Here is a 16,333-nt window from a genome sequence, read left to right on the forward strand (position 1 = left end):
CCGGATGAAGAAAATTGCCGAAGGGCGTACGGCAGATATATTCGAGCAGGAGACGGGCAAAATTGTAAAGCTGTATCGCCGTTATATGGATGTACAATCGATTCAATATGAATACGCGGTGAACCAAGTAGTAGGAGCTTTTGATTTGGCTGCGCCTAAAGCGTATGAATTACTAGAGGCCGAACAAAGAAGAGGCATCGTATTTGAACGGGTCGAAGGCGAAACGATGCTGAGTCTGATTATCCGGCAGCCAGGCGAGATGAACCGGCTGGCTGCCCAGTTTGCCAAATTGCAAAACCGGATACACCGGTATGAGGTAGAGGTAGAGGTAGAGGCGGGAACTGGCGGCAAACGGGGCATTTTAAAACAAAAAGAGCTGCTGAAGCGTCATATCAACAGCACACCGCTTCTTTCCGAGCAAGTCAAAAATGAAATTTTAGAGCAGCTGGAGCAGCTGCCGGATGGGAACCGGCTTTGCCATGGCGATTATCATCCGGACAATGTCATGTTCGGCGAGCAAAGCTGGGTTATCGACTGGATGAACGGCACAGTCGGCCAGCCTGCCGCCGATGTCGCCCGTACCGTGTTGCTGATCCGTCACGGGGCATTGCCTGATGATGCTCCAAGCGATGTCATTGAAGCGATTCAGCATATGCGCGAGAACATTATCAGCATCTATTTGGAACATTATTTGCAGGTTAGCGGCTTGCAGCAAGCCGAAATAGACCAGTGGCTGCTGCCGGTTGCAGCAGCAAGGCTGGCGGAAGGTCAGCCGGAACAGGAGCAAAAGCAAATACTCGGGCTGGTTGACCGCTTACTGGCAGAAAGCCGCCTGCGCGCCAGATTATAAAATAGGAACACGAATCCATACACCGGAGGCATTAAATTATAGCGCTGGCGACACGCGTACCGATTGTCCGGTGGCGGCCGCCCGGTCAATGGCCATGGACAGGCGAATATCCATTAACGCTTCCTGCAGCGAATAAAAACGGGTGTCCTGCTTGGCATAATCAGCCATACGGGACAATGTTTCGGCCATTGCAATTTCATCGTCGGAAAACGGCGCCGGATAATACGGGTTGCGGTACAGGCGCTCTGCTCCGCCCCGCAGTTCCCGCAGCGACAGGGGAGCCAGGCTGCCTTCCTGGCCGTCCTGCAGCCTGCGGATTGACCATGTTTCATAACCGCCCGGCCCGCCGGAGCCGCTTATGCTGCTTGTCACTTCATTGTCCCGGATCTCGCCGTGCGAGCCGCGGATGAGCAGCCGGTTTTGGCGCAGCGGGGAAAAATATTGGGAGCGCGTAAAATCAAGCAGAGCGCTTTTGCCGTTACTGAACGACAGGATGGCGATATCTTGCAGCTCCGTCTCGAGCTTGTCCTGCACAGCCCGTCCCCGGTATGGAACTTCCAGAATCGGCAGCTCGAACCGGCGGGCTGCAATTTCACATTCGGCACCCGCCTTCTCCGAAAGATAATGACGGATCAGGCTGATGCCATGATAGCCGTGCGCGGCCGATACTTGCACGTGGCGCACATCGCCTATACGGCCGGAGCGGATGACTGCCGCCCGGGCGGCATGATGCGGCTGCAGCGGGTATTGCTCGGCAACTTGGATCGGTGCGCCTGCTTCGGCAAGCTCAGCTATCCGCTTGAAGCCCTCTTCGTCGGCAGCAGGAGGCGTCTCGGCCAATACCGGCACGCCTAACGATGCCAGCTGCTGCAGCACTGCAGGGGCTGATGCTTTTGACACGGCCGTCAGCACAAAATCGCAGTGCTTCGCCAGCTCCTCCGGCGTTGAATACAGCCGGATTCCCCATTTGGCTGCAGCATCTTTATATTTAGCCGGATCGCGAACGGCAATGCCGACGATCTCGAACAGATGCGGCAGCTGTCCCGCTACGCGCAAATAAGCTTCCGCCCGCCATCCCATTCCTACAATTCCGAACCGTACAGGTTGTGTCATCTTGTTTACCTCCATTTGGTTTATACCATGGCAGCAGGTTCCCGGAGGCGGTCTTTAAATTGCTTGGGAGAGCAGCCGTTATACCGCCGGAACCGGTCGTAAAAATGCCCCAGATTGGATATGCCCACCGCTTCAGCGACTTCGGCAATGCTGGTATCGCTGGTCAGAAGCATCTGCTCCGCTTTTTTTATCCGCTTGTACACAACAAAATCAGTGAACGACATGCCGACCGCTTTTTTGAACATTTTGATGAAATGGGTGTAACTGATATTCATAAAAGCGCTCAGTTCGTTTATCGACAGCTTTTCGCTCAAATGGTTTTCAATGTAATACAGGGCGGGCTGAAGACGCTCCAGCATCGCATTGTCCAAATAGTTCAGCTTTTTGTCGGTATCATGGCGCAGCAGCAGCAGCAGCATCGTTTTCAGCCGGGAGGAAACAGCCAGCTCGAAGCCCAGGCTCTGATCGTTCATTTCCTTGTAAATTTCCCGGATAAGCCGGACGGTTTGCCTGCGTGCGCCGTCATGCTTGCTGTACACGTAGTTTAACGCGCTCAGCGGGCGGATGACCTCGGAGAAATATTGCATGCTTTTTAAGGTGCTGGAATCCCAGTACTTGGACAGGTCGATTTGAAACACAATATAGCTTAAATTTCCCGCTTTTGTCTGCACGGTCGTGTGCGGCTCGTTGGAGCCAAACAAGGCAATATCGCCTTCACGGAGGAGCAGCTGCTCCTGATTGTAAAAAACGGCCATCTCGCCTTGCAAAATAAGCAGAAATTCGATTTCTTTATGATAATGCCAGTGGGAATTAAACTGCTGAACCTGCTCGATTTGCAGGTCGGCGTCGCGAATATCTTCATTGGATGTGTCAATTTGCCAGATGCGGACGGCAAGAAACGGGTCCTGGTAGACCACTTGCTCATAATACATTTCGGGATACATAGGCTGTATTCTCCTTTATCGCGATGGGAACAGACAGGCGTACACCCCTTCAGTTTATCATAACCGGATGCCAAGGGACATTTTGCGAAAATCACAGATTTGCGTAAAAAAAATAGGCGTAAAGCCGCTCATGCAAACACGGAGTACAGAATAGCGTAATAATTATATCGGATTTGCAATCGATTTCATAAGGACGGGATGATTATAATCATAATAAATGATTGATAGTAAAGGAGCGAATAGAATGGGCGCAAATATAAAAGTCACGATCTGGAACGAACATCGCCATGAACTTAGCAATGAAAAAGTGGCAGCCATTTATCCTAACGGGATTCATACGGCCATTGCCGAAGGACTGGAAGGGGCTTCTTCCGTCAAGTTTGCATTGCTGGACGATCCGCAGCACGGGCTGACGGACGAAGTGCTGAACGACACGGATGTTCTCATCTGGTGGGGCCATATGGCGCATCATGAAGTTCAGGATGAAATCGTGGAGAAAGTATACAACCGCGTCATTAAAGGGATGGGGCTTATCGTCCTTCACTCCGGCCATTTCTCGAAAATTTTCAAAAAGCTGATGGGCACATCCTGCGATTTGAAATGGCGTGAAGCGGACGATAAAGAGCGGCTGTGGGTAGTTAATCCGGCCCATCCGATCGTGGAAGGCATCGGACCGTATTTTGAGCTGCCGAAGGAAGAAATGTACGGCGAGCACTTTGACATTCCAGCTCCGGACGAGCTTGTGCTGATCAGCTGGTTTGAAGGCGGCGAAGTGTTCCGCAGCGGCTGCATCTACAATCGCGGTGCGGGCAAAGTATTTTATTTCCGCCCGGGCCATGAGACATACCCGACCTATTACGATGCGAACGTGCGCAAAGTCATTTCCAATGCGGTCAAATGGGCTGCTCCAGTTAACCGCGAATTGCCGGTATACGGCAATTCGAAACCGCTGGAAACGATTTCGGAAAAATAGTAATTCCGCTTGCTTAGCGGCTTGATTTGATTAGAATAACGAATACGGCATTGCCGCCAGCGAACTGCTCCTTATGGAAGGAGCAGCCCGCAGGCGGCAATGCTTTTTTTGCTTCAGGACGGATGGGGAATTATCTCTTTGGTTGGCTGGGCTGTATTTGGGGTATCGCTAAAGAAAGGTAATCCGTTATGGTTTGCCGGAATGGATGAAAGGGGGCGAAAGGTTGAGCGAACTGTATTACATTATCGTCATGACGGCTGATCTTGCTGCCGGCCTTGGGTATTTGATTTACGCCGGTAAAAAAGCGCTCGAATACGAAGAAGATGAACACCGCGCCGAATAATTCGTCTTGGACACAGCGTCCCCATCCGTAATACAATAAAATAAATAACCGGGCGACTTACTCGGGATAACCTGTCTGCTGAACGAATCGGGCAGGCTGTCCGCGTGCAAGGTGCGCTTGGTACGGAGGGGAAGGTGCTTGCCTAATGATCGGCTCGGATCCATTTGTACGCAATGAGAGAGAGGTTTGGATTGCCGAAAGGTCGGACCGGCTGGCGGCGGTGTTTGCTGAACGGGCTCCCGGACATGACCGCGAAGGTTCATTTCCTTTTGATAATTTCCGCGATTTGAAGGAAGCCGGCTACTTAAAGCTGACGCTGCCCAAGCAATACGGCGGCGACGAAGCTTCTTTATATGAAATGGTGCTGGCCCAGGAGCGGCTTGCGCGCGGCGACGGCTCCACTGCGCTTGCCGTAGGCTGGCATATCGGCGCGATGCTGCAGCTGCGTTATACGAAGGCATGGCCGGAGAAGCTGTATGCCGGCTTTTGCGAAGCGGTCATCCGGGACGGGGCGATGGTGAACAACTTCGCCAGCGAAAGAGCGACCGGCAGCCCGAGCCGCGGCGGCAGGCCGGAGACGAAAGCGGTGCGTACGGAAGGCGGCTGGCTGCTGACCGGACGCAAAACGTTTAGTACGCTCAGCCCGATTTTGAATCATTTTACGGTGAGCGCCTATGTCGAGGAAGAGGAGAAAACCGGACAGTTTTTTGTCCGCAAAGGACCGGGCGTCAGCATTGAAGAGACATGGAATACGATGGGCATGCGTTCGACCGGCAGCCATGATCTGCTGCTGGAGCGGGTGTTTGTACCGGAAGAGGAACGGATCGACGGCAAAGGGCGCGGAGAGGACACAGGCATGTCCGATTACGGCGGAGCGCTGCTGCATATTCCGGCGTGTTATATCGGCATCGCGTATGCAGCGAGGGATTATGCCGTTCGTTTTGCCGCCAATTACAAGCCAAACAGCTTGCCGGGCTCTATTGCGGAACTGCCGAATATTCAGCGGCAAATCGGCGAAATGGAAGCGGAGCTGATTACAGCGCGCACGCTGCTGTATGCGGCAGCGGACCGCTGGGACCGCGAGCCGGAGCGCCGCCCTGAGATGCGGCCGGAGCTGGGGCTGGCCAAATATACGGCGACCAATCATGCGCTGCGAATACTCGATCTGGCGATGCGGATTGTGGGCGGCTCCAGCTTGTCCCGCGATTTGCCGCTGGAGCGGATGTACCGGGATGTGCGTGCAGGTTTGCATAACCCGCCGATGGATGATGCCGTTATCACTTCGCTGGCGCGTCGGGCAATCGCGGAAGTACAGCAGCAAGCCGACAGCGGGCGGAGAGGTGCGGGAGAAATATAGCTAGGAGAACAAACAGCAAGCCTGACGGTGCGTCCGTCAGGCTTGCTGTTTGTTTCATTTGACTGTACCGCTCTTATTTTTGCTTCACAATTTCCGCTGTGATCTTGGAGATGGTTTCGTCGTCTAAATGGTTATAATTCATTAGAATGGAACCGTTGCCGTTATGAAACAGCAGGAAGGTGTGCCCGCCGGTTATCGCCTTCTGAAGTTTATTGCCGCCTATGTCAATCGTTTCACTGCTGTCTAAATCAGACGTGCGATTGCTGTACGTAATTTCAATGGCTGTATTTCCTTCATAGGGGCCGTATAAAAATTGTTTCTCGCCGCTTGTATTCTGCTCATTTGCCGGCTGGATCAGTTCCCCTTTGTTTGCTGTGTAGGCGACCAGCACATCCAGATGGTTTCCGCCGGCAGCGCCTTGGTTCTCTTTTGGCGGATAAGTAAGCTGTACAGAACTGACATCGTATCCGTCCAGCTTCGGAATTTGAAAATTAAGGCTGGCATTATCAATTAAATTTTGCGCTGTAACTAATTGTTTGTCCGAATTTTGGTTTTGGCACCCTGCTGCCAAAACCATCCATACGAGAAAGAACAAGAGGCTAAGCTTCTTCATACAAAATCACTCCTTCGTTATCGACACAATCCTTATATCGGTTTAAACAGGTTGAAACAACGCCATACAAACAGAAAGGGGAACGGTGCGGTTTATTTGATTTTAGCATATATTGAAAGCAACCTGCCTCTGTCCTGCCTCTAATGCACTGTTGACAGCTGCATGAGGATGTTGTATATTTATCTTAAATTTAAGATATTTAAATTAAAGAAGAGTGGCGAGGTGATGCCAGAATGCCAGAGCAATTGAATCAAGAGCTGTCGCTGAAGCTGATGGTCGTCTTGTCCAAAGCGTACAAAACCGTTATGGATCAAGCGATCAAGGATATGAAACGGCATGGTTTGTCGGCTTCGGAATTTACCGTGCTCGAGCTGCTGTACCATAAAGGGCGGTTTCCGTTGCAGCAAATCGGAAGCAAAATATTGGTAACGAGCGGAAGCATCACGTACAACATCGACAAGCTGGAGCGCAAAGGGTATTTGAAGCGAGTGCCATGCGATACAGACCGCCGGGTGACGTATGCGGAAATGACGGATGAAGGCCGATCTTTTTTTGACGCTATTTTTCCGAAGCATGCCGAAGCCTTGACGGACACCTTGTCAGGACTAACGGATGACGAAAAATCGCAGGCTATCGAACTGCTGAAAAAACTTGGACTGGAGGCGCAATCCAAGCTTTAGCTTGAGCGCCGTTTTTCAGCCCTAATATCTTAAATTTAAGATGATTAAATTTAAAACGAAGCAGCAAACGGGCATAAGCCCTTTCATTTGATTCATGATAACGATAAGGAGAGTGCTAATGATGAAAAAAACAAACGGGATTCACCACGTTACCGCATTTGCCGGAGGGCCGCAGCAAAACGTCGATTTTTACGCCGGTGTGCTTGGGCTACGGCTCGTGAAAAAAACGATTAACTTCGATGCGCCCGAAGTGTACCATCTTTATTTCGGCAACGAGACCGGCAGCCCGGGCACGGCCATGACGTTTTTCCCGTCACGCGGAGCGCGGAAAGGGAAAGTTGGCGGCGGGCAGGTGGGCTACACGACGTTTGCGGTTCCTGCAGGTACGATGGACTTTTGGGAAGAGCGGCTCGACAAGCTGGATGTTCCTTACAACGTGACGGAACGCCTGGGCGAGCGGTTCGTACAATTCGCCGACCCGGACGGCTTGCAGCTGGAGCTGGCGGAGCGGGAAGAAGGGCGGCTAAGCGAATGGGCATTTGGCGGCGTGCCTGCGGACAAGGCGATTAAAGGCTTTGGCGGCGCGCTTCTGTACAGCATTGCGCCGGACCAGACGATCGGCGTGCTGACGAATGTGCTTGGTCTGGACAAAGTCGCGGAAGACGCGGACTATATCCGTTTCCGGGCTGCCGGCGACATCGGCAACGTTATTGATCTTCACCGTGCGGCATTGCCGTGGGGAGCGGGCGGCGCGGGTACGGTGCATCATATCGCATGGCGCGCGGACAATCGCCCCGATCAGGAGGAGTGGCGCGAGCATGTGCTGAAGCACGGCTTCCAGCCGACGCCGGTTGTGGACCGGCAATATTTTACCGCGGTATATTTCCGTGAAGCGGGCGGCATTCTGTTCGAGATTGCAACGGACGATCCCGGTTTTGTAACGGATGAAACGTTTGATGAGCTGGGCGGGAAAGTTCAGCTGCCGGAATGGTACGAGAAACACCGCGCCTTGATTGAACGGAATTTGGAGCCGATTACGGTGCGGGTATTGGAGGGGGATCAGGCATGAGCACGATGAAGCATTTGTTCAAGCAAGGCGATCTGGCGGCGCCTACCCTTCTGCTGCTGCACGGCACGGGCGGCACGGAGCATGATTTGCTGCGGCTGGCCGAAGCGATCGCCCCGGAAGCTTCGGTGCTCAGTGTTAGAGGCAACGTGCTGGAGAACGGAATGCCGCGGTTTTTCCGCCGGCTGGCCGAAGGCGTTTTTGACGAAGAGGATTTAATCTTCCGGACGGATGAGCTGAACCGGTTTATGGATGAGGCTTCGGTGCAATACGGCTTTGACCGGAGCAATGTGGTGGCTGTTGGTTATTCCAACGGCGCCAACATTGCGGGCAGCCTGCTGTTTCATTACCGGGACGCGCTCCGGGGAGCGGTGCTGCATCATCCTATGGTGCCGATTCGGGGGATCGCGCTCCCGGATTTATCCGGTGTGCCTGTCTTCATCGGGGCGGGCGTAAACGATCCGATCTGCTCGCCGCAGGAATCGGAAGAGCTGCATAAGCTTCTGGAGGGTGCCGGGGCAGAAGTTGCATTATTGTGGGGCAATCGCGGCCATCAGCTGACAAGCGCGGAGGTCGAAGGCGCGGCGGCATGGTATAAAGAGCATTTTCGGTTGTAAAAGCAAAAGCCTGAGGCGTCCGCAGCTACGCGGAATGCTTCAGGCTTTTTATCATGGGCTTTGCCGCCCATCTTTATTTCAGCAAATTCGTGTCGTCGTTTTGCGGATCGTCGGCAATGCCTTTGGTGGAGTTGCGGAATTCGCGCAGCGTATCGCCAAATGCCCGTCCGAGCAGCGGCAGCTTCGCCGGTCCGAATACGATGAGCGCAATGGCGAGAATAATAACAAGCCCTGATATGCCGATATTGTTAAACATGGTAATTTCACCTCCTGGCAAATGGTTGATGAAGCGCTTCAGCCGGGGTTCATTTGCAGCCGGGAACGTCTGGCCGAATAACGCCATGATACGAACACGCTTATTTCAAAAAGCAGGATTAACGGCACTGTAACCGACAGATGGGATACAAAGTCGGGCGGCGAAATGCAGCTGCCAAGTATTGCAAGCCCGACGTAGGCGTACTTGCGGATATGCTTGACGCGCTCCGGCGTGAGCACACCGATGAAGGTCAGGAACAGCATCACCAGCGGCATTTCGAACGCAAGTCCCATCGGATACAGAAAGCCGATCAGGAACGAGACGTAATGCTGCAAGCCGTACACTTCGTTGGCGCCAATCGAATGGTTCAGCTTGATCATGAACGAAATCATCATCGGCAGCGCGACCGTATAGCCAAAAGCAACTCCGGAAGCAAACAGAAGCAGCGATGCCGGAACAAACCAGAGAGCTGCTTTTTCCTCCCTCGGGGTAAGCCCGGGGCGTGCGAACAGCCACAGCTGAAACAGCAGGCAGGGCAGGGTAACCGCCGTTCCGAACAGCAGCGCGCATTTCATATACACCATCAGCCCGTCCGATAAATTAAAGACGCTCCATTCCACCTGCACCGAGCCGAGATGCTCCTTCACGAAGGTAAGGAGGCGCGGCGACAAATAGATGCCGACGGCTAATGCGCACAGAAACCAGACGGCGACGATGACGAGCCGCTTCCGCAGCTCCGTGAGATGGCTGATGACGTCCTTCTCGATATTCATCTACACGAGCGATCCTCCTTTTTCCATATACTTCATAATGCCTTCCGCCGCCCGGTAGGCCAATGCGCCGACGGTTGCCGTCGGGTTGTAGCCGCTGTTATGGGCAAAAGCGGATGCGCCTACGACAAATACATTCTCCGCATCCCACATTTGCAAATAGTTATTGACGGTCGAGATGCTTGGATCGTCGCCCATGACCGCGCCGCCCGTATTATGGGTAGACTGGTACGGCACGATGTTGTACGTTTTTATTTCGCTGGCGGTATCCACCTTCGTTGCGTTCATCGCCTTCATAATCGCATCCGTTTTGCCGCTCAAAAACTTCACAAGCTCGCGGTCCTGCTCTTCAAAATCAAACGTCATCCGGATGAGCGGGTTGCCCAGGCTGTCCTTATATACCGGATCGAGGTCCAGATAGTGATGCCTATACGGCATACATGCACCTTGGATGCTGACCGTTAAACTGCGGTTTGCGTATTGAAGCGACTGTTTTTTAAAATCCGGACCCCACATCGGCGTACCCGAAGGCGTAGAGTTGTTCTGGATCGGCCGCTTGCCCGTTTGCGTATAGGCGATGTTGCCGCCATGCAAAAAGTTCAGATCGGCGTGGTCAAAGTTGTCGCCGTTAAAATCGTCGAGGCAGCTGCCCAGCGCCCCTGCGCCCGCAAACGTATTAAATTCCTTGTCGTCGAAGAAGCCCGTCGAGCTTGCGCCCAGTATTTGATAAGCATAGTTGCGCCCTACGACGCCGGTGCCGGACTGCGGATTATACGGCTTGCCCAGTTTCGAATGCAGCAGCAGCTTGACGTTGGAGAACACGAAGCTTGCCAGGATGACAATATCCGCCGGCTGCTCAAATTCCTCGCCCGTCGGCGTATTGACGTAGACAACACCGGTAGCTTTGCCGCCGTTATGGATAACTTTCGTTACGTTGGCATGTGTGCGGATTTCCAGGTTTCCAGTTTTTTGCGCTACCGGAATTACGGTAACGGTCGGATCCGCTTTGGCGCCGTATTCGCAGCCAAACCGTTCGCAGAACGCGCAGTATTGGCAAGCTCCGCGCTGAATGCCGTCCGGATTCGTATAATCCTGCGACAAATTGGCCGAACTCATGGCATAAGGAGAGAGGTTCAGCGATTTGGCGGCATCCTCAAACATTTTCATGGCCGGCGATTTTTTCATCGGAGGCGTCGGGAACGGCTTGGACATTTTGCCGCGGTGTTTCTCGTTAACTTCAGGCTCGCCGGAAATGCCGGCCATCTGCTCGTATTTGACGAAATAAGGCTCAAGCTCGTCATAGGTAATGCCCCAGTCTTGAATGATCATGCCGTCCGGAATTTTGGATTTGCCGTAACGCTCGACCGTTTTGGTTTTGATCTGAAAATCATACGGCAAAAAGCGGAAGTATTGCCCGTTCCAGTGCACGCCTGCGCCGCCTAGGCCATCGCCGAGCAGGAAGGACCCGTAGCTGCGCATCGGAAGGGAGCGCATTTTTTCGTTATGGCGGAAGGTGACGGTCTCTTTCGAAAGATCCTGCATCAGCTCATAACGCTGCGCGTAACGCAGCTCGTCATGGACATGGAAATAATCGTTCATGCTCCGCATTTTGCCGCGCTCCAGCCCAACCACTTTGTGGCCGGCTTTTGTCAGTTCAGCGGCGATGATGCCGCCAACCCAGCCCATTCCGACAATAACGATAGGTACTTTAGGCAATTTGGTAGCCATCGGTTATAACCTCCTTAGCCGTTCATATGATCATGCAAGCTGATCGGTTCGATTTTGGCGAATTCGTCTTTCTCGATAATGTCGATGTAGCCGTATTGGTTGCCGGGGTAGTTACGCATACGCCAGCCGTCCATATTTTTGTTGCCGCCGTACAGCGGGTCGGCGTAGACGCCTTCGAGCGTCAGCTGCCGCAGCAAGGAAAAGAAGGTCGCGGAAGGAATGCCCTTCAAATCGGCTTTATTCGCTTCGAATGCGGCGAGCGTTTCATCCTGCTCTTCCGGCTTCAAGTTGCTGAACGCGTTGTTATACTTTTGCTGCCCCAGTCGTTAAGAGCGGCAAGCCCGAGCGCAAACAGCTCATGGCGTTTGAAGCCAAGCTGGTAGCCCTGGTCGGCGTCCGCTTCGTAAAAGGGCGGCATCATGTAATCGCGCGCATTAATGCCCCAGCTGCCGGCCAGCTGATGGTCGATGTAGTACGCAACGCCAAGCGTTTTGGCGCCGGGTCCCAGATCATCTTCAGGGAATATCCGCTCAGCAGCGGCTTGAGTCGTCTGGAACTGCTCTTGCGTCATATACATGAGCGCCTGATTGTAATCTTTGTTGTTGGAATCTCCCGGAGCATTTTCATTGCTTTTGTTTGATGGGGTTTCCTTTTTGTTGTTCGCTCCGATCAGTCCGCCGATAACTCCGCCTACAACGACGCCGCCAAGCGCCGTGCCGGAATATTTCAGAAAGTTGCGCCGCGATGTGTCTTGCGGTTTATTGGGGGATTCGTTGTGGTCAGCCATTGCTTGTCCACCTCCGCTGAATAATTCATTGGCAAGTAACGATAGTTTTACCGAACGAGAGAAATTCATCCACTTTACATAAAAAAATAAACCATGCCTGCGGAGCGTGATGCTCTTCAGGCATGGTTTATAAGAGGTAATAGATAACTTGCCGAAATGCTGGCAGCCGTTACTTTACATAAAGGCGGCTTGTCGATTCCCAGATGCCGCCCGGCTCAAGCGTGACGAAGCCGGTCTCTTCAGCCGGGAGGCTGGAGTTAGGCGCATTCACCAAATTGAGCTGAGGTTCAGGGCAGAAATACTGGTTCGACATGTTGTTGTTCCAAATCATCCATTGCTTATAGGCGGAGCTGACATCGTAAACAAGCGTTTTGCCGATGCGGTGGTCAGTCAGTTCCATAGCATTGCGGCCGTTTTGCGGAACGGCAGTGTAATGGTTGTCCATCGCGCCCCAATAAGGCGTAATGCCGCCGGATTTCATGCGCTCTTCTTCCGGGAGAAGAGGCAGTTTTTTGCCGGTTGGCAAGCTCCGGTCGGACAGTTCCCAGCGTTCGCCGATGGTTAGTGTAAACGTGCAGTCTTCCGGCGTGCTGCCCGGAGCAAACGGCGCGTTAACGGTCGTATGGAATCCAATCATGCATGGAATGTCTTCGTTGCCTTCGTTATGTACCGAAACATGCTGCAGCAGGCCGGTCTCGTTCAGCGAGTAGCGGAGACGCAGCGTAAAGCGATGCGGCAGGTAGCGGTAAATGGCATGCTGCTCGTCTACCGTTACTTTAAGCGATACGTAGCTTTCGGTTTTCGTTACGCCGTAATCTTCAACTGTCCAAGGCGTGTCGTGGAAGAAGCCGTGCAGATGGTTGCCGCTCGCCGGCTCGTTAACCGGGAAGGTGTATTCACGGCCCTGGAACGTAAATTTTCCGTCGTCGTAGCGGTTTGGCGGAAACAATACCGGAATGCCGTATACGATTGTATTCGCTTTAAACTGTTCTATTTCGTCCGCTTTCGGCTCGCGCAAAAAAGCATAACCGTTTACCGTGTCGCGGAATGCAATCAAATTAGCGCCAATCTCCGGAACAACAGCGGCTTCATATGGTCCCCATTTGAGCCAGACAGCCTTTTCGGTATAAAAGGGTTGCTCGAATGCTTGTCCTTGCATGCTCTTTATATCCTCCTCGTCAGGTGGCAGCCATCAAGGCGCCAGCTTGTTTATTCCAACTTAGAATAGCAGGTGAGCAGGCGGCGAACAACTCCAAAATTAAAAATCAGGACCTCGGCGATACGGGCCGCCGGGTCCTGATTCGGACGGTGCGCAAATATAAACGATTAACTTGCCCCGTTTTGCTGCTGCAACAGCTGGTGAATAACATTGTGCTTGCGCCAAGGAATCGGCAGCTGTTTCGTTTCCGAATAGAAGGCCGGCCCAAAATAAATAACGCCGCGGGTAAACGATTTGATTTTGCCGATGTTGACGTAGCAGTTCGATCCGATCGGGTAATAGCCTTTTTCTTTAGTTAGCTTTTTCACCTGGTCCGGAGTCATCCGTTTTTTCAAGTTGTAGTTTTTGCCGTGAAAGCTGACAAGCCCAAGCGACCCGATTCGAAAGTATAAAATATCTGTCTCCAAATCAAACCTTTCGTACAAGTCCGTTCCCCTCAGTGTTGTATTCATCATTCCATCCCCCTTTATCCGAAATGTGAATCCTGAGATGTTAGCGCTTACATTATAGCATACCGTTTTTCTGTTTTGAAGTGTTTTTTTGGATGGATTGTCCGGCCGCCGCCAAAAGCAATTGTCTTAACGAGGAGCTTATGCTATGGTCACTTTATTGGAAATAAAACGGAGGGACTGATGAGCTGTGGCACGATTTGACGGGCATTATCATTATTCAGGCACGGTGTATATCGGTTGTTACGGGCCGGCAGACGAAGCGACTATCCATGTCTGCCAGTTCGACAAAGAGACGGGAAAACTGGAGGTGAAGGAGAGCTACGGCGGTGTAGCGGACGCGTCTTTTTTGACGCTGCATCCGAACGGCCGTTATTTGTATGCCGTCAGCGAAACGGAATTTACGGGCGGGGTCCCGGGCGGCTCGGCCGTTGCGCTGGCTGTCGGCACGGAAGACGGCAAGCTTGCTTTTACCGGCGATACGCTGACCTATGGGGCGCATCCTTGCTACATCAGCACGGATGCCGCGGGAACAACCGCATTTGTAAGCAACTACAGCGGCGGCACGATTACGCTGCTGCCGATTGAGGCGGACGGCACGCTGGGCGAAGCTTCTTTTGTCATTGAGGAGGAAGCGGAGCTTGGCCCTCAGGCCGACCGCCAGGAGCAGCCTCATCCGCATTCCATCCAGAAGGTAGGACCGTATGTATATATGGCCGATCTGGGAACGGATACGATTTTTATATTTAAGCATGGAGCTAGTGCGGGCGCTTTTTCGTTTGTCGGGACGTGCCGGCTGCAAGCGGGCGCCGGACCGCGCCATATCGCCTTTCATGAAGAGATTCCTTATGCTTACGTAGCCAATGAGCTGGATTCTACGGTAACGGTGCTGCGGGTGGAGGAAGAAGGCGCGAGGCTTGTGCCCGTGCAGACGTTATCCACGCTGCCGCCTTCGTATGAAGGGAACAATTTTCCGGCGGACATCCACTTGTCGCCATCGGGCCGTTATCTGTACAGCTCCAACCGGGGGCATAACAGCATCGCCGTCTATGAAGTAAATCTGGAGGACGGCAGTCTTACAGCGATTCAGCATCATTCCTGCGGCGGTGATTGGCCGCGTAATTTTGCACTGACGCCGGACGGCGGCTTTTTGCTTGCAGGCAATCAAAACTCCGGCAGCGTGGCGGTATTCGCACTGGATCCGGAGCGCGGCGTCATTACGGAGCAAGTGTTCGAACTGGCTGTATCCAAGCCGGCATGTATTCTGGTGAGCTAGACGGCTTAATGGTATAGGTTAATCATTCATTATTGAAAGAAGGTCTTGCTTTAATGTCAGTCAACAGCCAATCGGCCAAAATGTCTGCTGTGCAGACGGGCACGATTTATTCTATATTGCTGGCCGTCAGCTCGGTCCATTTATTAAACGATTCCATGCAGTCGGTTATTCCGGCGCTGTACCCGGTTCTCAAAGATTCGTTAATGTTATCGCTTGCCCAAATCGGCTGGATATCGTTTACCGTTAATATGACCTCATCGGTGCTGCAGCCGGTTGTCGGGTTATATTCGGATAAACGCCCTACGCCGTGGATGCTTATTGCCGGCATGGTATGCAGCATGGCCGGTATGGTCGGCATCGCTTATTCCCCAAGCTTCTTGCTGCTGCTTTTATCCGTTGTATTTGTCGGATTGGGGTCTGCGGTATTCCATCCGGAAGGATCAAGGGTCGTCCACTTTGCCGCGGGGGGCAAAAAAGGGCTGGCCCAGTCCATTTATCAGGTTGGCGGCAACTTCGGCCAGTCGCTGGCGCCGCTCATGACAATGTACATTTTTCTTCCGCTCGGACAACATGGCGCCGTATGGGGAACGCTGCTTGCGGCGGCGGCAATTGCCATTCTGCTGCGCGTTGTTCCTTGGTATGGCAGCAAGCTGAGAAGCGAGGCGCTGCCGGTTAAAAGCAAAAGCCATGCAGCGGGCAGGCAGCCGGCGGCTTACAGCAACCGTACCATTTTATTTGGTTTAACTATGCTGCTGTTTCTCGTGTTCGCACGGTCCTGGTACGCGGCAGGCATTTCAAGCTTTTTTCAGTTTTTTGAAATGGATAAATACGGATTGTCGGCTAAGCACGCCCAGGTAGCTATCTTTTTATTTATGATCGCAGGGGTTATCGGGACGTTCTGCGGCGGTGTAATGTCGGACCGTTTCGGACGTAAAAAAATGATCATTTTTTCAATTGCCGGAGCGGCGCCGTTTGCGCTGCTGCTGCCGCACTTGCCGTTAGGCTGGGTATACCCGGTTATTTTCGTGCTTGGGTTTATATTGCAGTCGGGTTTCTCCGTCACAGTCGTATATGCGCAGGAGCTGATGCCGGGCAAAGTGGGAATGGCTTCCGGTCTTGTAACCGGGCTTGCGTTTGGCATGGGCGGACTAGGCTCCATTGCGATCGGAAGCGCAGCGGATGCGTACGGCATAACGGATGTTATGGTCGTGACCAGCCTGCTGCCGATTCTGGGTTTGCTGGCGTTTCTGCTGCCGAAGGAAAGACGTTTGGCATAAAGCGTGTGTTGCCCT

At 53.0% G+C, this 16,333-nt stretch carries 18 protein-coding genes; 8 read left to right on the forward strand and 10 right to left on the reverse strand.

The genetic code is table 11. The features are described 5' to 3' along the window. Positions 1-4 precede the first annotated feature (4 nt). Positions 5-850, forward strand: a complete 846-nt coding sequence (locus tag ET464_RS18475) for a phosphotransferase family protein (RefSeq protein WP_129443457.1) — start codon at positions 5-7, stop codon at positions 848-850. Between the two features lie 36 nt (positions 851-886). On the opposite strand, the gene ET464_RS18480 is transcribed toward ET464_RS18475, so the two are convergent. Beyond that, complete coding sequence (locus tag ET464_RS18480; protein ID WP_165280049.1) at positions 887-1,963, reverse strand: Gfo/Idh/MocA family protein; 1,077 nt, start codon at positions 1,961-1,963, stop codon at positions 887-889. Positions 1,964-1,983: 20 nt separating this feature from the next. Further along, positions 1,984-2,907: an AraC family transcriptional regulator gene (locus ET464_RS18485; protein WP_129443461.1), complete on the reverse strand. Its 924-nt coding sequence runs from the start codon at positions 2,905-2,907 to the stop codon at positions 1,984-1,986. A gap of 244 nt (positions 2,908-3,151) precedes the next feature. Between ET464_RS18485 and ET464_RS18490 the strand changes: the two genes are divergently transcribed. Together ET464_RS18490 and ET464_RS18495 are read left to right on the forward strand one after the other, a co-directional pair. Then, positions 3,152-3,880 (forward strand): ThuA domain-containing protein, encoded by a 729-nt coding sequence (locus ET464_RS18490; RefSeq protein WP_129443463.1) that lies wholly within the window; start codon positions 3,152-3,154, stop codon positions 3,878-3,880. A 488-nt stretch (positions 3,881-4,368) separates the two neighbouring features. Next, positions 4,369-5,580 (forward strand): acyl-CoA dehydrogenase family protein, encoded by a 1,212-nt coding sequence (locus ET464_RS18495; RefSeq protein ID WP_129443465.1) that lies wholly within the window; start codon positions 4,369-4,371, stop codon positions 5,578-5,580. 73 nt (positions 5,581-5,653) lie between these two features. On the opposite strand, the gene ET464_RS18500 is transcribed toward ET464_RS18495, so the two are convergent. Next, positions 5,654-6,193, reverse strand: a complete 540-nt coding sequence (locus ET464_RS18500; RefSeq protein ID WP_129443467.1) for a hypothetical protein — start codon at positions 6,191-6,193, stop codon at positions 5,654-5,656. 233 nt (positions 6,194-6,426) lie between these two features. Here ET464_RS18500 and ET464_RS18505 point away from each other — a divergent pair, with 233 nt between their 5' ends. The 3 genes from ET464_RS18505 to ET464_RS18515 all read left to right on the forward strand — a co-directional run bounded on the left by ET464_RS18505 (position 6,427) and on the right by ET464_RS18515 (position 8,556). Next, on the forward strand, positions 6,427-6,873 hold the full coding sequence (locus ET464_RS18505; protein WP_129443469.1) for a MarR family winged helix-turn-helix transcriptional regulator: 447 nt from the start codon (positions 6,427-6,429) through the stop codon (positions 6,871-6,873). Positions 6,874-6,991: 118 nt separating this feature from the next. Next, on the forward strand, positions 6,992-7,942 hold the full coding sequence (locus ET464_RS18510; RefSeq protein WP_129443471.1) for a ring-cleaving dioxygenase: 951 nt from the start codon (positions 6,992-6,994) through the stop codon (positions 7,940-7,942). Between the two features lie 5 nt (positions 7,943-7,947). Continuing rightward, a complete protein-coding gene (locus ET464_RS18515) occupies positions 7,948-8,556 on the forward strand; it encodes an alpha/beta hydrolase (RefSeq protein ID WP_129444581.1) in 609 nt (202 codons plus the stop codon). 73 nt (positions 8,557-8,629) lie between these two features. Here the strand turns inward: ET464_RS18515 and ET464_RS18520 are convergent, their stop codons facing one another. The 7 genes from ET464_RS18520 to ET464_RS18545 all read right to left on the reverse strand — a co-directional run bounded on the left by ET464_RS18520 (position 8,630) and on the right by ET464_RS18545 (position 13,771). Then, positions 8,630-8,812 (reverse strand): twin-arginine translocase TatA/TatE family subunit, encoded by a 183-nt coding sequence (locus tag ET464_RS18520; protein WP_129443473.1) that lies wholly within the window; start codon positions 8,810-8,812, stop codon positions 8,630-8,632. 38 nt (positions 8,813-8,850) lie between these two features. Beyond that, the gene (tatC, locus tag ET464_RS18525; RefSeq protein WP_129443475.1) at positions 8,851-9,585 is read right to left on the reverse strand and encodes a twin-arginine translocase subunit TatC; all 735 of its coding nucleotides are present in this window, start codon (positions 9,583-9,585) and stop codon (positions 8,851-8,853) included. Beyond that, on the reverse strand, positions 9,586-11,310 hold the full coding sequence (locus tag ET464_RS18530) for a GMC family oxidoreductase (protein ID WP_129443477.1): 1,725 nt from the start codon (positions 11,308-11,310) through the stop codon (positions 9,586-9,588). Between the two features lie 14 nt (positions 11,311-11,324). Beyond that, entirely contained in the window at positions 11,325-11,597 is a 273-nt protein-coding gene (locus tag ET464_RS20800) for a gluconate 2-dehydrogenase subunit 3 family protein (RefSeq protein ID WP_341869717.1), read from the reverse strand. Next, the gene (locus ET464_RS18535; RefSeq protein ID WP_341869718.1) at positions 11,594-12,097 is read right to left on the reverse strand and encodes a gluconate 2-dehydrogenase subunit 3 family protein; all 504 of its coding nucleotides are present in this window, start codon (positions 12,095-12,097) and stop codon (positions 11,594-11,596) included. Before ET464_RS18535 ends, ET464_RS20800 begins: the two co-directional genes overlap by 4 nt. Before the next feature lie 169 nt (positions 12,098-12,266). Further along, positions 12,267-13,256 carry an aldose 1-epimerase gene (locus tag ET464_RS18540; protein WP_129443479.1) on the reverse strand — a complete coding sequence of 330 codons (990 nt, stop codon included), beginning with the start codon at positions 13,254-13,256 and terminating at the stop codon, positions 12,267-12,269. 167 nt (positions 13,257-13,423) lie between these two features. After that, positions 13,424-13,771, reverse strand: coding sequence for a hypothetical protein (locus ET464_RS18545; protein WP_129443481.1), 348 nt, complete (start codon positions 13,769-13,771; stop codon positions 13,424-13,426). 184 nt (positions 13,772-13,955) lie between these two features. Between ET464_RS18545 and ET464_RS18550 the strand changes: the two genes are divergently transcribed. Both ET464_RS18550 and ET464_RS18555 read left to right on the forward strand, forming a co-directional pair. Then, positions 13,956-15,041 carry a lactonase family protein gene (locus ET464_RS18550; RefSeq protein ID WP_129443483.1) on the forward strand — a complete coding sequence of 362 codons (1,086 nt, stop codon included), beginning with the start codon at positions 13,956-13,958 and terminating at the stop codon, positions 15,039-15,041. 53 nt (positions 15,042-15,094) lie between these two features. Continuing rightward, entirely contained in the window at positions 15,095-16,318 is a 1,224-nt protein-coding gene (locus tag ET464_RS18555) for an MFS transporter (RefSeq protein ID WP_129443485.1), read from the forward strand. The last annotated feature ends 15 nt before the right edge of the window (positions 16,319-16,333 follow it).

The sequence above is a fragment of the Paenibacillus protaetiae genome (assembly GCF_004135365.1).
Classification (GTDB): domain Bacteria; phylum Bacillota; class Bacilli; order Paenibacillales; family Paenibacillaceae; genus Paenibacillus_AP; species Paenibacillus_AP protaetiae.

Coding starts and splice junctions, on each gene's coding strand:
- ET464_RS18540 (WP_129443479.1), bottom strand. CDS start 13,256: ATGCAAGGACAAGCATTCGAGCAACCCTTTTATACCGAAAAGGCTGTC.
- ET464_RS18505 (WP_129443469.1), top strand. CDS start 6,427: ATGCCAGAGCAATTGAATCAAGAGCTGTCGCTGAAGCTGATGGTCGTC.
- ET464_RS18555 (WP_129443485.1), top strand. CDS start 15,095: ATGTCAGTCAACAGCCAATCGGCCAAAATGTCTGCTGTGCAGACGGGC.
- ET464_RS18510 (WP_129443471.1), top strand. CDS start 6,992: ATGATGAAAAAAACAAACGGGATTCACCACGTTACCGCATTTGCCGGA.
- ET464_RS18535 (WP_341869718.1), bottom strand. CDS start 12,097: ATGGCTGACCACAACGAATCCCCCAATAAACCGCAAGACACATCGCGG.
- ET464_RS18485 (WP_129443461.1), bottom strand. CDS start 2,907: ATGTATCCCGAAATGTATTATGAGCAAGTGGTCTACCAGGACCCGTTT.
- ET464_RS18515 (WP_129444581.1), top strand. CDS start 7,948: ATGAAGCATTTGTTCAAGCAAGGCGATCTGGCGGCGCCTACCCTTCTG.
- ET464_RS18480 (WP_165280049.1), bottom strand. CDS start 1,963: ATGACACAACCTGTACGGTTCGGAATTGTAGGAATGGGATGGCGGGCG.
- ET464_RS18545 (WP_129443481.1), bottom strand. CDS start 13,771: ATGATGAATACAACACTGAGGGGAACGGACTTGTACGAAAGGTTTGAT.
- tatC (WP_129443475.1), bottom strand. CDS start 9,585: ATGAATATCGAGAAGGACGTCATCAGCCATCTCACGGAGCTGCGGAAG.
- ET464_RS18490 (WP_129443463.1), top strand. CDS start 3,152: ATGGGCGCAAATATAAAAGTCACGATCTGGAACGAACATCGCCATGAA.
- ET464_RS18495 (WP_129443465.1), top strand. CDS start 4,369: ATGATCGGCTCGGATCCATTTGTACGCAATGAGAGAGAGGTTTGGATT.
- ET464_RS18500 (WP_129443467.1), bottom strand. CDS start 6,193: ATGAAGAAGCTTAGCCTCTTGTTCTTTCTCGTATGGATGGTTTTGGCA.
- ET464_RS18475 (WP_129443457.1), top strand. CDS start 5: ATGAAGAAAATTGCCGAAGGGCGTACGGCAGATATATTCGAGCAGGAG.
- ET464_RS18530 (WP_129443477.1), bottom strand. CDS start 11,310: ATGGCTACCAAATTGCCTAAAGTACCTATCGTTATTGTCGGAATGGGC.
- ET464_RS18520 (WP_129443473.1), bottom strand. CDS start 8,812: ATGTTTAACAATATCGGCATATCAGGGCTTGTTATTATTCTCGCCATT.